Origin of the sequence: Curtobacterium sp. MMLR14_010 (assembly GCF_001865015.1) — a bacterium.
Classification (GTDB): domain Bacteria; phylum Actinomycetota; class Actinomycetes; order Actinomycetales; family Microbacteriaceae; genus Curtobacterium.
This window is the reverse complement of the sequence record NZ_MJGV01000101.1, coordinates 1-12,292: the sequence shown is the minus strand read 5'-3', so window position 1 is coordinate 12,292 and position 12,292 is coordinate 1. Positions and strand designations below refer to the sequence as shown.

Below are 12,292 nucleotides of genomic sequence, written 5' to 3'. Positions count from 1 at the left end.
GGAGCCTCCCGTCCGATGTGTCCGCTGTGAGCAACCGGCGGTCCACGCCGCGGTCGCTAGACGATCTAGCAACGAGACGGGTTACCCTGACGCCATGACCATGCAGGAGATCGCCGAAGCGTCGGGGTACTGGTTCCCCGACGACGACGCGACCCAGCGCGGCGTCGCCGTGCTGAACGCCCTGCGTCGGTACCGCGCCGCCGAGGCCGCGATGCGCCGGCGCACCCGTGACTCGATGGGCATGGGCGAGACCGACCTGCTCGCCGTGCGGTACCTGCTGCAGGCCCAGCGCGCCGGCCGCCAGGTCAGCCCGAAGGACCTCGCCGCGTACCTGAAGATCTCCTCGGCGTCGACGACGATCCTCATCGACCGCCTCGTGAAGAGCAACCACGTCCGTCGCGACAAGCACCCGACCGACCGACGCGCCCTCGTGATCACCCCGACCACCGAGAGCGACGACGAGGTCCGCGCCACGCTCGGCACCATGCACCGCCGCATGATGACCATCGCCGAGGGACTCTCGGTCGAGGACGCCCGCACGGTGGCGTTCTTCCTCGAGCACATGCGCGACGCCGTCGACCAGGTCGACCCCGCTCCGTCGCACTGACGGCGCCTGTCCTGCGCGCCTGCGGGGGACACTCCCTCACCGCGCACTGTGAACGGCGGCGCTCCCACCGCGTAGACCGGAGTGGTCAACCGAAGCGAAAGGAGCCACCACCATGCACGCATCGGACAAGATGGCCGAGAACCTCCAGGCGGTCCTCGTGGACCTCATCGACCTGCACCTCCAGGGCAAGCAGGCCCACTGGAACATCCTGGGCACGAACTTCCGCGACCTGCACCTGCAGCTCGACGAGATCGTCGACGCCGCCCGTGAGTTCGCCGATGACACCGCCGAGCGCATGCGCGCGCTGTACCTGGTGCCGGACGGCCGCTCGGCGACCGTCGCAGCGGGCAGCCACCTCGACGCGTTCCCCGCCGGTGAGATCACCACGCACGACGCGATCGACCAGGTCACGCTCCGCCTGTACCAGGCGACGGGCACCATGCGCGACGTGCACGACGAGGTCGACGAGGAAGACCCGACGACCGCCGACCTGCTCCACGGCTTCATCGAGCGCCTCGAGCAGCTCGCCTGGATGGTCAGCGCCGAGAACCGTGCGCCGCGCACCCCGCTGGCCGCCGCGGTGACTTCGCCGACCGCCGAGGCCTCCGCACACGCCTGACACCAGCACCACCAGCAGGTGACCGCGCGGCGCACTCGCGCCGCGCGGTCGTTCGTTGAACCAGGAAGGGACCGACCGTGGACCTCGGCATCCAGGGCAAGACCGCACTCGTGTTCGGCGGTGACTCCGGCATCGGCTGGAACACCGCCCGCATCCTCCTCGCAGAGGGTGCCACGGTGGTCGTGACCGACATCGACCAGGCACGACTCGACAACGCCGCCGACCAGCTCGAGGCGCCGCTCGGCCGACTGCACGCCTTCGCCGCCGACGTGCGGAGCGCCGAGAGCCTGGCCGCGCTGCACGGGAAGGTGCGGGACGCCGTCGGCGAGATCGACATCCTCGTGCAGTCCTCGGGCGTCACCGGCGCCCAGGGCATGTTCCACGAGATCGACGAGGCCGGCTGGGCCGAGACCCTCGACGTCGACCTGATGGGGCCCGTGCGGATCACCCGCGAGTTCATCGCCGACCTGCGGAACGGCGGCTGGGGTCGCATCGTCTACCTGGTCTCCGAGGACGCCTCGCAGCCGTACGACGACGAGCTGCCCTACTGCGCCGCCAAGGCCGGGGTGCTCTCGTTCGCGAAGGGCCTGTCCCGCAGCTACGCGAAGGAGGGCCTGCTCGTCAACACCGTCAGCCCCGCCTTCATCCACACCCCGATGACCGACACGATGATGAAGAAGCGTGCCGAGCAGATCGGCAGCACCTTCGACGAGGCCGTCGAGAGCTTCCTCGACGAGGAACGTCCGTACATGGAGCTCAAGCGCCGCGGCGAGCCGGAAGAGGTCGCGAACGTCGTCGCGTTCCTCTGCTCCGAGCTCGCCAGCTTCGTGAACGGCTCCAACTACCGGGTCGACTCCGGCTCGGTCGCCACGATCTGACGAGGACACGATGACTGACTACCGCTACCTGATCGTCGGCGGCGGCATGGTCGCCGACGCGGCCGCCCGCGGCATCCGCGAGCTCGACACCGACGGCACGATCGGGGTCCTCAGCGAGGACGTCGACCGCCCGTACGCGCGACCCGCCCTGTCGAAGAAGCTCTGGACCGACCCGGACTTCAGCTGGGACGAGAAGGTCGACCTGCACACCGAGGAGACCGGGGCGGAGTTCCTGCTCGGCACCCGGGTCGAGTCGATCGACCGCACAGCCAAGACCGTCACGACCGCCGACGGGGCGACCCACGGGTACGAGCAGCTGCTCATCGCCACGGGCGGCAAGCCCCGCGGCCTGCCCGGACTCGAGCCGTCCGACCGCGTGCTCGACTACCGCAGCGCGGCCGACTACCGACGCCTCCGCAGCCTGGCCGACGCCGGTGCGCACGTGGTCGTCGTCGGCGGCGGGTACATCGGCACCGAGATCGCCGCGGGCGTCGTGCAGAGCGGCGCCCGCGTCACCCTGGTCGACCCGGACGAGGTGGTCGGCGGCGCGATGTTCCCCGATGACCTGGCCAGGGCGTTCCAGCAGCGCTTCGTCGACCACGGCGTCGAGCTCCGGACCGGCCGCCGCGTGACCGAGGGCTCGCAGACCGCCGACGGCGTCACCCTGACGCTCGACGACGGCTCCGTGGTCGAGGCCGACGCGGTCGTCGTCGGCCTCGGGATCGAACCCGTGACCGGTCTCGCCGCGGACGCCGGTCTCACGGTGGACGACGGCATCGTCGTGTCCTCGACGCTCGTCACCGACGACCCCGCCGTGTTCGCCGCGGGGGACGTCGCCCGGTACCCCGACCGGATCCTCGGCACCCGCCGGGTCGAGCACGTCGACAACGCGCAGCAGCAGGGGCGCCAGGCGGGCCGCAACCTCGCCGACGCCGACGAGACGTACGACCACACGCCGATGTACTACTCGAACGTGTTCGACATGGGCTACGAGGCCGTCGGGACGGTCTCGACCGACCTGCGCACCGTCGAGGACTGGCAGGACCCGACCGTCACCGGCGTCGTCTACTACCTGGACGAGGACGACACCGTGCGCGGCGTGCTGCTCTGGAACGTGTCGGACAAGACCGACGACGCCAGGAAGGTGCTCGCCGAGGCGAACTCGCTCACGCCCGACATGCTGCCGGGCCGCATCACGGCCTGACCAGTCGGGCGCTCCGGCGCCCTGGACGCACCGCCCTGGAGGCCCGGTGCCGGTCAACGAGACCGGCACCGGGCCTCCAGGCGGTGACCGCGGTCAGCGGTCGTCGCGACGGTTCAGCTCCGGGGCGACAGCCTCGACGATCTCGTGACAGACGTCCGGGTCGACCGGTGCGTCGGCGTCGTCCGCCATCGCCAGTGCGTGCGCGGACTTGCCGGCCTCGAGGACCTCGTCGTCGCCCTTCGCCATGCCGAACAGCTCCTTGAAGCGCGCACGGACGACGAGCCAGGCGTCGCCCGGGCCGAGCCGGGCCAGGTCGGTCTTCGTCGAGTCGTCGCGGACCCGCTGCATCGACGACACCCCGCGGTCGGTCAGTTCGCCCTTGACGTGGGCGACGGCCAGCCGCGCGACGACGTCGGCCTGCGCGTGCATGACCGAGTGGGCTCCGCCGATGACCTCGCGGAGGACCGCGTGCGGGAAGACCCGCGCGAGCCGCCGGACCCAGTCGCGCGGGACCATCGCGTCGTGCTCCCCGCGGACGATGAGGACACGGGCCTGCACGTGCGGGGCGCGCTCCTCGATCGGGAACGCGATCATCTTCGGCAGCACCTTGCGGAACCAGTGCCAGCCGCAGAGCGCGTACGCGGTCACGGCGTGCCAGCGGACGGCGGAGGGCTCGTGGAGGGCCGAGCGGAGGAACCGGACGGCGGACTCGCTGATGGTCCGAGCCGTCGAGTCGACGACGGGGCTGATCAGGACCAGGTCGGTGATCTCGGGGTGGCGCGCGGCGACCTCGGTGACGACCTGCGTGCCCATCGAGTGGCCCACGAGCACCGGGTTGTCGAGGCCGAGCTCCTCGATCACGCGCTCGACGGCGTCGGCGTAGCGCTCGATCGACACGGTGCCGCGGAACTTGGGCACGCCCGCGAAGCCCGGCAGGTCGAGCGCGCGGACGGGCCCGAACTCCTCGAGGTTGGGCGCGAGGCGCTCGTAGTACGTCGACGCGATGCCCAGGCCCGCGACGAGCAGGAACGGACGCTTGCCGACGTCGCCGATCGAGCTGACGCGGACGTTCGTGCCGTCGACGGGGACGCGGTCGACCTTGACCACGACGTCGGCGCTCTCCGTGTGCTCCAGGGCGTCGGCGTGGCGCGGGCTGTCCTCGTTCACGGGTGCTCCTCGGGTCGCAGGCGGTCGTCCAGACTACCGCCGGCAGCGCTCCGAGCCGAGGAGTGCGGCTGTCAGCCCGCGAAGGCGTACGCCGGGATGCCGTGCACCCGCGTCGGCACCGCGAAGACGCCGCCGGAGTGCGGGTGCTCCTCGAGATGCTCCTCGGTCAGGTTCTCGCGCGCCGTCGCGACGAAGAGCGTCGACATGTCGTCACCGCCGAAGGCCACGGACGTGACGTTCGGCGCAGGGATCTCCACCGTCTCCAGGTGTGCCCCCGAGGCGTCGTACCGCTCGATGCGGCCCTCGCCGTAGCTCGCGCTCCAGAAGCAGTCCTCGTCGTCGCGGACGAGACCGTCGTGGGGAGCGCCCACGACGAAGGGCTCCAGTTCGCCGAGCTCCCCGTCGGGGCCGTACGTCGCGCGGTAGATCGTCGAGGTGCTGGTGTCCGTCACGTACATCAGGTCGCCGTCCGGGGACCACTCGAAGCCGTTCGTCGTGCCGAAGCCCCCGCGGAGCACCCGGGTCGTGCCGTTCGGCTCCACCGAGTACAACGCCCCGTCGGGCTCCCCCGTCGTCAGGTTCATGCTGCCGACCAGGAAGCGGCCGAACGGGTCGCACTTGCCCTCGTTGAAGCGGATGCCGGCGTGGGCGTGTTCGACCTGCGCGATGGTCTGCGGGTTGCCGCCCTCGGCGTCCGTGACGACGACCGTGTCCCCGAGGGCCGCGACGAACCCGCCCTGGGCCCTGGGCTGGAAGGACGCCAGCGGCGGGGTCAGCGGGACGGCGCTCAGCGGGGAGCCCGACGCGTCGGCGGTGTTCAGCGTCCCGAGGGTGATGTCGGTCCAGCGCAGGACGCGCTGGTCGGGGTCCCACACGATGCTCTCCGCGAGGACGGCGCCCGCGTCGGAGAACAGGTGGGCTGGACCGGTGGTGGCGCTCGTCGTCATGGTCCCGGTCTACCGCGGGCCACCACACACCGCGCTCAGCAGCTGTCCACAGTTCCGCCGTCGACGCCCACGGCCGGCGCGTGGACTGGGAGCGTCGAAGCACCCCGGGAACGTGATCGCCCCGGCGCGCCGACGCTCATCGAGCGCCTCGTCCGGGGCTTACTCCTCGAACGTGACACACCACCGGACGGAGCCGACAGTGCATGACGACCACCTCCCGCACGCCGAACTCCGTCGTCCGGCCTGCCTCGACGCACGGGTCGGCGCGGCAGTCCAACGGGTGAGTGCCGAGTGGTCGCGACACCCCGTCGAGTGATCGCCGAGGGGGCGCAGACCGTCGCGCGGCGGCCGTCGAGACGACAGCTGGTGGCCACTCGCCGGACGTGAGCGGGGTGTCGTGACCGATCGGCGGGTCGGGGGGATGGGAAGGGGACCGTCGGCGCCGGCGCGGGCACCCGCACCCGCCCGGGAAGCGTCAGATCTTCGCGTACTTCGCGCGGAGGAAGCTGTAGGCGCCGAAGGCCAGGAACCCGATGCCGATCACCACGAGCACGACGGACCCGCCGGGCATCGAGCGCAGGGCGTCGAACGCCCCGTCGAGCCCCGTCGCCTGGTCGGGGTCGCTCCGGAAGGCCGCGACGGCGACGAGCACGCCGACGATCGTCACCGCGATGCCCTTCGCGACGTAGCCGGCGACCGCCAGCACGGTGAGGGTCGGCTCGACCGAGCGCGGCGGCGTCACGAGCTGCTTCCGGTAGGAGCGACGGATGCCGATCACCACGAGGCCGATGCCGACCGCGACCGCGATGGCGGCGACCAGCAGCAGCAGGAACACGCCGCCCGGGGTGGCCAGGGTCTTCGCGGCAGCGCTCCGCGTGGAACCGCTCGAGCTCTTCCCCGCCCCGAGCGCGAACGAGCCGGCGGAGTAGGCGATCGCGCCGTAGACGACGGCCTTCGCCGCGTTCTTCGCACGAGCCAGCCATGCTCGGGCGCTGTCGGTGCGGCCGCCGACGACGGCCTCGATGACCAGGCGCAGGCAGAGGGCAGCGGTCCCCACGGCCACGACCCAGAGCAGGACGATCCCGCCCGGGACAGCGGCGATCTGGGCGAGCGCGCCGGACTGGTCGGTCTCGCCGGACTGCGACCCCTGCGAGCCGCTGCCGGCCGCCGCGTTCCCGATGCCGAGCAGGATCGCCAGGTACCCGATGAGCAGGTGCACGACGCCGCTGCCGACGAAGCCTCCCCGCGCGGTGAGCTCGAACCAGCGACTGTCCGCCACGCGGCGCGCCTGTCGTCCGGTCTCGCGGGCAGTGGCTTCAGCGGTGGTGTTCACAGGTGACCACACTGCCCGAGCCGGCTGCGGATGTCCGACACGACCCGCTGCCGGACGGGAGGCGCGGTGCGGGCCCGCCCCGCGCCTCCCGTCCGGCAGTCGATCCGTCCGCCGGTCAGTCCCCCTTCACGTTGACGACCTGGCGGAGCGTGTGCCGGATCGTGACGAGGTCACGGGCGTCCTCCATCACCTGGTCGATCGGCTTGTAGGCCGCCGGGATCTCGTCGAGGAACGCGTCGGTGTCGCGGTACTCGATGCCGACCATCGCGGCGCGGAGCTGCTCGTGGGTGAACGTCCGGCGCGCTGCCGACCGCGAGTACATCCGGCCGGCCCCGTGCGGCGAGGACTCCAGCGAGGGCTTGTTCCCCCGCCCCTCGACGACGTACGACGCGGTGCCCATCGACCCGGGGATCAGCCCGAGCTGCCCGGTCCGCGCCTGGATCGCACCCTTGCGGGACACCCACACGGACTTCCCCCAGTGCTCCTCGCGCTGCGTGAAGTTGTGGTGGCAGTTGATCCGCTCGCGCTCGTCGACGGGCTGCCCCATCACCTCGGACAGCTGCCGGACGACGCGGTCCATCATCTCCTCGCGGTTCAGCAGGGCGAAGTGCTGCGCCCACCGGAGCTCGGCGATGTAGCGGTCGAACTCGGGCGTGCCCTCGACCAGGTACGCCAGGTCGGGGTCCGCCAGCTCGATCCACCACCGCTGCATCGCTGCCTTGGCGACGGCGATGTGGCGCTGGGCGATCTTGTTCCCGACCCCGCGCGACCCGGAGTGCAGGAACAGCCAGACCCGGTCCTCCTCGTCGACGCTCACCTCGATGAAGTGGTTGCCGGACCCGAGGGTGCCGAGCTGGTTGCGCCAGCCCTTCAGGGTGCCTGCCGGGTCGAAGCCGGCGGCCTCGGCCATCGTCTCGAGCTCGGCGATCCGGGGTGCCGCGGTCGCCACGATCTTGCGGTTCGTGGCACCGGCGGACAGCGGGATCGCGCGCTCGATCTGCTCGCGGAGGGGCTGCAGGTCGGTCGGCAGCTCCGCGCGGGTGAACTGCGTGCGAACGGCGATCATGCCGCAGCCGATGTCGACGCCCACCGCTGCCGGCATCACGGCGCCGAGCGTGGGGATGACGGACCCGACGGTCGCGCCGAGGCCCAGGTGGGCGTCGGGCATCAGTGCCACGTGCGGGAACACGAACGGCATCCGCGCGGTGGTGCGGGCCTGCTGCTCCGTGTTCTCCTCGAGCAGCGATGCCCAGGACAGCAGCCGGCCGGTGATCTTCTGCATTGCTTCTTCTCGTCTCGTCGCTTCTTGGTGACGGTCCGAGGCGGAACTGTGCCGAGCCTCCCGTCCGGTGTGGACCGAACGTCCTGACGGACGCGACGTCCGTGACGGACGTGAGGAGGACGGCGAGCGACGCCCCGGGCCGGGTGGGCGCGGGGACGTCGTGTGACGGTCGTGCCTACGCGGGGTTCCCGGCGGACTGCTGCTCGCTGCGCTGTTCGAGCAGCACCGCGAGCGCATCGAGCTGGAGCTCGATCCGCTGTTCGGGATACTGCACGGCGCGCATGCGCGGTCCTTCCGGTGTCCTGCCGCTGGCAGGTCCTGCCCGGGGCGGGCAGGAGAGCGAGACTAGCGCGACACGCCCGGGATGCACAAGCCGGGTCCTGTGTCGTCCTGTCGGACTGGAGGCCCGGCTCGGCTCCGGTGGGCGGGGTACGCGGCCGGGGTGCTCACCCGCAGGGCCTCCGGGCAGCATGGACGCATGCCTGAACGCACGCGAGACACGCCCGACGCCTCCGACAACGAGGAGCGCACCGACGGGTACGTGCCCCTGCGCTCGTACGGCGCGATCGGGGACGGCCGGACCGTGGCGCTCATCGCCCGCGACGGTCGCATCGACTGGCTGCCGATCCCCTCGATGGACTCGCCGCCCGTCTTCGCCAGCATCGTCGACGCCGAGCACGGCGGCCACGTCGCGCTGCGCCCGGTCGCCGACGACGCCACCGTGTCCCGCGAGTACATCGCCGGCACGAACGTCCTGGTCACCACGTGGACCACGTCGTCCGGCAGCGTCACCGTGACGGACGCCATGGTCACCGGTGTCGCCGGTCGACTGCCGTGGGCCGAGGTCGCGCGCTGCGTGCAGGGCGTCGAGGGCACGGTCGAGATGGAGTGGGCGGTGGTGCCGGGCACGCTGCTGAACCAGGCGGAGCCGAAGCGCCTCGACACGGCGAACGGCGCGGTGATCGGCATCGACGGCGTCACCATCGCGATCGTCGAGCAGGGTTTCGACCCGGTGCACGACGACGGCCCCCGCTTCTCCGGGCGGTTCGACGCGACGGCGGGCTCGAAGCAGATCCTGACGATCGTCGGCACGCACGACGAGCCGATCTTCATGCCGCGACCGGAGAGCGCGCTCGCCGCGATGGACCGGACGATCGCGAACTGGGAAGCCTGGTCCGAGGAGTTCAGCTACGACGGGCCGTGGGCCGAGGCCGTGCAGCGGAGCGCCCTCGCGCTGAAGCTGCTCATCTTCTCGCCGACCGGGGCCATCGCCGCGGCGCCGACGACGAGCCTGCCCGAGGACCGCACCGGCGGGAAGAACTGGGACTACCGGTTCGCCTGGGTGCGCGACCTGTCGTACACGGTGCACGCCCTCACCCGCTTCGGCCTGCGCGAGGAGACCCACGCCGCGGTGTCGTGGATGATGCGCACGATCGCCGACCACGACGAGACGATGCCGATCTTCTACGCGCTCGACGGCTCGAAGACCGACGAGGTCGAGGAGCGCGACGTCCCCGGGTGGAACGGCATCGGGCCGGTCACCGTCGGCAACCGCGCGGGCGACCAGCTGCAGCTCGGCGTCTGGGGGGACGTCTTCGAGATCCTCCGCCAGTACGTCCGCGCCGGCAACGTCCTCGACCGCAAGACCGCCGCGGTGCTGCAGGACCTCGCCGACGACGCGTGCCACCGCTGGCCGGAAGCGGACTCGGGCATGTGGGAGCTCGAGGAGACGCAGCACTACGTGTCGAGCAAGATCGGCTGCTGGCAGGCGCTCGACGCGGCCATCGAGCTGCACGACGCCGGCATGATCGACGGCCCGAAGGAGAAGTGGCAGGAGAACCGCGAGCTCATCGAGCAGTGGGTCTCCGACAACGGGTGGAACGAGGAGCTCGGCGCCTACGTGATGTACCCGGGCACCGACACGCTCGACACCTCGATCCTGCTGCACGCGATGAGCGCCTTCGACCGAGGTCCGCGCATGGAGTCGACGATCCGCGCGATCGAGGAGCAGCTGCAGCACGGGCCGCTCGTCTACCGGTACTCGGGCATGGAGGTCGAGGAGTCGCCGTTCGTCGCGTGCTCGTTCTGGCTCGCCGCTGCGCTGGCCTGCGTCGGACGGGTCGACGACGCACGGAGCCTGATGGACGACATGGTCGCGCAGGCGAACGACGTCGGACTGTTCAGCGAGATGCTCAGCGCCGAGGACGGGGCCTTCATGGGCAACATCCCGCAGGGGCTGTCGCACCTGGCGCTCATCCAGGCGGCGCTGACGATCGAGGAGGTGTCGGGGTCCGGGTCCTGACCCGGCTCCGACTCGGGGTCCGGGACCTGACCCGGTTCCGGCTCCGGCTCCGGCTCCGGCTCCGGCTCAGCCGATGCTGATGGCGACGAGGCCCGCGACGCCGACCAGGTAGAGCAGGACGACGACGAACGAGTCGACGCCCATCCCCGCGATCCGGCGCTGCGGCCGGAACACCAGTCCGACCGCGTAGACGAGCGTCAGCAGTGCGGCCAGCGCGGTCAGGTAGACGTCGCTCGCGTTGGCCTGCGGCAGCACCGCCTTGCCCGACAGCAGGGTGGCGACGAGGAACAGCACCGGCAGGAAGGCGTTGCCGCCGAAGATGTCGGAGACCGCCAGGTTGTCGTCGCCCTGCTTCACGGCCTGGAGGCCCGTGGAGATCTCCGGCAGGCTCGTCGCCAGGGCCAGGACGGTCGCCCCGAACAGCACGCCGGACAGCCCGATCTGGCTGGACGCCGCGTCCCCGGCCTGCTCGAGCACGACACCGGCGACCAGGGTCGCGAGGGCGGAGACGCTGAAGACGACCACGGCCTTCCTGGTGCTCATCGGCTTCGTCGCGTCCGGCGTGCGGGTGCGGTGCCCGGTGGCGTGCGGGCTGGCGTCGGGCGCGTGCCCGCTCTCGTGCCACGGCAGCCCCTTGCTCGCACGCTGCACGAGGAACAGCCCGACGAGCCAGATCGCGGCGATGAGCACGACGTCCGGGGTCAGCCGGGCGACGACGAGGTCCGGCGGCAGCTGGCTGCCCGCGATCACGACGGCGAGGACCGCTACGACGACGACCGCCTCGAGCACCAGGGTCAGCGAGGCGGCGCGGTAGGTGATCGGCTTCACGCCCTTCCCGCGCTTGCCGAACGCGTCGAGGACGGCGATGACGACGGTCTGCAACGCGATGCCGCCGAGGATGTTGCCGGCCGCGACCTCGATCGACCCGGAGAGCCCGGCGCTGACCGTGATGGCGATCTCGGGCAGGTTCGTCGCGACGGCCAGCACGATGAGGCCGCCGAGCGCGCTGCCGAGGTGCAGGCGGGTGTCGAGCACGTCGGTCGTCTTCGAGAGCTGGATGCCGGCGACCCAGATCACGGCCGCTCCGGCCACGAAGACCACGACGAGCAGCCAGAGTGGCAGTGAGTCCATGCAGCAGACCGTGGACCACCGCGCCCGTGCGGGTTCTCGGAGGGGACCGCTCCGAGGCGGCGTGGTGGGTGTGCGGCCGCCCGGCCTGGGTGCGTCGTCGGGGGTGCGGGGCATCATGGTCTGACGATGAACGACGTCGACGCACGGATGGACCGGCTCAGGAGGGCCGCCCGCTACCGCTACCAGCAGCTCGTCGAGAGCGAGATCGAACGCGGATCGCTCGACCCGGACGAGGTGCGCGAGGAACGCCGGCTGCTCAAGGCCGCCGACGTGGCCGCCCATGCACGGGCCCAGATCGCCGAAGCGGAGCGGCGCGGGGTCTTCGAGGGCAACCCGTACCACGGCAAGCCGCTGCCCGGGATCGACGGCCAGCACGACCCCGACTGGTGGATCAAGTCGAAGATCGAGCGCGAGGACATCCGCGGCATCGCCCCGCCCGCTCTGGCCCTGCGGACCGAGGACGCCGAGCTCGACGAGCACCTGGACGCACTCTCAGTGGAGTCCGACGTCCGCGACGTCCTCGTGGACTTCAACGCCCGGGTGAAGGAGGCCCGCCGACAGCTCCTCGGAGGGCCACCCGTGGTGACGCCGATGCGGGACGTCGAGGCCGAGGTGCAGGCCTGGCGCGAGCGGCGGCAGGTCCGGATGGCGGCGGCCGCGCGGGCGGCGGAGCAGGCGCTGGCCGATGCCCGTCCGCGTCGGTGGTGGCGTCGCCGCGCTTGACGCTGCTGCAACGCAGAGAACGCCGCCCCCGTGATCGGGGCGGCGTTCTCGTGTGTGGTGCTGTGCGGGTTGAACCCTCGGGGGTGTTACTTGATCTGG

Annotated in this window: 11 protein-coding genes; 6 read left to right on the top strand and 5 right to left on the bottom strand. The window is 71.5% G+C overall.

All coding sequences use genetic code 11. The features are described 5' to 3' along the window. The first annotated feature begins 100 nt into the window (after positions 1-100). From BIU98_RS17570 to BIU98_RS17555, 4 genes are all read left to right on the top strand, one after another. A complete protein-coding gene (locus BIU98_RS17570; RefSeq protein WP_254788022.1) occupies positions 101-607 on the top strand; it encodes a MarR family winged helix-turn-helix transcriptional regulator in 507 nt (168 codons plus the stop codon). Positions 608-719: 112 nt separating this feature from the next. Beyond that, entirely contained in the window at positions 720-1,226 is a 507-nt protein-coding gene (locus tag BIU98_RS17565; RefSeq protein ID WP_071279476.1) for a Dps family protein, read from the top strand. Between the two features lie 77 nt (positions 1,227-1,303). Then, positions 1,304-2,104 carry an SDR family NAD(P)-dependent oxidoreductase gene (locus BIU98_RS17560; protein WP_071279474.1) on the top strand — a complete coding sequence of 267 codons (801 nt, stop codon included), beginning with the start codon at positions 1,304-1,306 and terminating at the stop codon, positions 2,102-2,104. A 10-nt stretch (positions 2,105-2,114) separates the two neighbouring features. Then, the gene (locus BIU98_RS17555) at positions 2,115-3,308 is read left to right on the top strand and encodes an NAD(P)/FAD-dependent oxidoreductase (RefSeq protein ID WP_071279472.1); all 1,194 of its coding nucleotides are present in this window, start codon (positions 2,115-2,117) and stop codon (positions 3,306-3,308) included. Between the two features lie 93 nt (positions 3,309-3,401). Here the strand turns inward: BIU98_RS17555 and BIU98_RS17550 are convergent, their stop codons facing one another. The 4 genes from BIU98_RS17550 to BIU98_RS17535 all read right to left on the bottom strand — a co-directional run bounded on the left by BIU98_RS17550 (position 3,402) and on the right by BIU98_RS17535 (position 8,037). Continuing rightward, complete coding sequence (locus BIU98_RS17550) at positions 3,402-4,475, bottom strand: alpha/beta fold hydrolase (RefSeq protein WP_071279470.1); 1,074 nt, start codon at positions 4,473-4,475, stop codon at positions 3,402-3,404. 71 nt (positions 4,476-4,546) lie between these two features. After that, complete coding sequence (locus BIU98_RS17545) at positions 4,547-5,422, bottom strand: SMP-30/gluconolactonase/LRE family protein (RefSeq protein ID WP_071279468.1); 876 nt, start codon at positions 5,420-5,422, stop codon at positions 4,547-4,549. A 475-nt stretch (positions 5,423-5,897) separates the two neighbouring features. Further along, entirely contained in the window at positions 5,898-6,701 is an 804-nt protein-coding gene (locus tag BIU98_RS17540) for a DUF1206 domain-containing protein (RefSeq protein WP_071279466.1), read from the bottom strand. Between the two features lie 169 nt (positions 6,702-6,870). Further along, complete coding sequence (locus tag BIU98_RS17535; protein ID WP_071279464.1) at positions 6,871-8,037, bottom strand: RtcB family protein; 1,167 nt, start codon at positions 8,035-8,037, stop codon at positions 6,871-6,873. Positions 8,038-8,515: 478 nt separating this feature from the next. Here BIU98_RS17535 and BIU98_RS17530 point away from each other — a divergent pair, with 478 nt between their 5' ends. Next, positions 8,516-10,339, top strand: a complete 1,824-nt coding sequence (locus tag BIU98_RS17530; protein ID WP_083393372.1) for a glycoside hydrolase family 15 protein — start codon at positions 8,516-8,518, stop codon at positions 10,337-10,339. Between the two features lie 66 nt (positions 10,340-10,405). On the opposite strand, the gene BIU98_RS17525 is transcribed toward BIU98_RS17530, so the two are convergent. Next, the gene (locus tag BIU98_RS17525; protein WP_071279462.1) at positions 10,406-11,470 is read right to left on the bottom strand and encodes a sodium:calcium antiporter; all 1,065 of its coding nucleotides are present in this window, start codon (positions 11,468-11,470) and stop codon (positions 10,406-10,408) included. A gap of 126 nt (positions 11,471-11,596) precedes the next feature. Between BIU98_RS17525 and BIU98_RS17520 the strand changes: the two genes are divergently transcribed. Next, positions 11,597-12,193 carry a DUF1992 domain-containing protein gene (locus tag BIU98_RS17520; RefSeq protein ID WP_071279460.1) on the top strand — a complete coding sequence of 199 codons (597 nt, stop codon included), beginning with the start codon at positions 11,597-11,599 and terminating at the stop codon, positions 12,191-12,193. Positions 12,194-12,292 lie beyond the last annotated feature (99 nt).

What these genes read in the sequence shown, in the direction of transcription:
- BIU98_RS17520 (WP_071279460.1), top strand. Translation starts at nt 11,597, where the DNA reads ATGAACGACGTCGACGCACGGATGGACCGGCTCAGGAGGGCCGCCCGC.
- BIU98_RS17555 (WP_071279472.1), top strand. Translation starts at nt 2,115, where the DNA reads ATGACTGACTACCGCTACCTGATCGTCGGCGGCGGCATGGTCGCCGAC.
- BIU98_RS17545 (WP_071279468.1), bottom strand. Translation starts at nt 5,422, where the DNA reads ATGACGACGAGCGCCACCACCGGTCCAGCCCACCTGTTCTCCGACGCG.
- BIU98_RS17565 (WP_071279476.1), top strand. Translation starts at nt 720, where the DNA reads ATGCACGCATCGGACAAGATGGCCGAGAACCTCCAGGCGGTCCTCGTG.
- BIU98_RS17570 (WP_254788022.1), top strand. Translation starts at nt 101, where the DNA reads ATGCAGGAGATCGCCGAAGCGTCGGGGTACTGGTTCCCCGACGACGAC.
- BIU98_RS17535 (WP_071279464.1), bottom strand. Translation starts at nt 8,037, where the DNA reads ATGCAGAAGATCACCGGCCGGCTGCTGTCCTGGGCATCGCTGCTCGAG.
- BIU98_RS17530 (WP_083393372.1), top strand. Translation starts at nt 8,516, where the DNA reads ATGCCTGAACGCACGCGAGACACGCCCGACGCCTCCGACAACGAGGAG.
- BIU98_RS17525 (WP_071279462.1), bottom strand. Translation starts at nt 11,470, where the DNA reads ATGGACTCACTGCCACTCTGGCTGCTCGTCGTGGTCTTCGTGGCCGGA.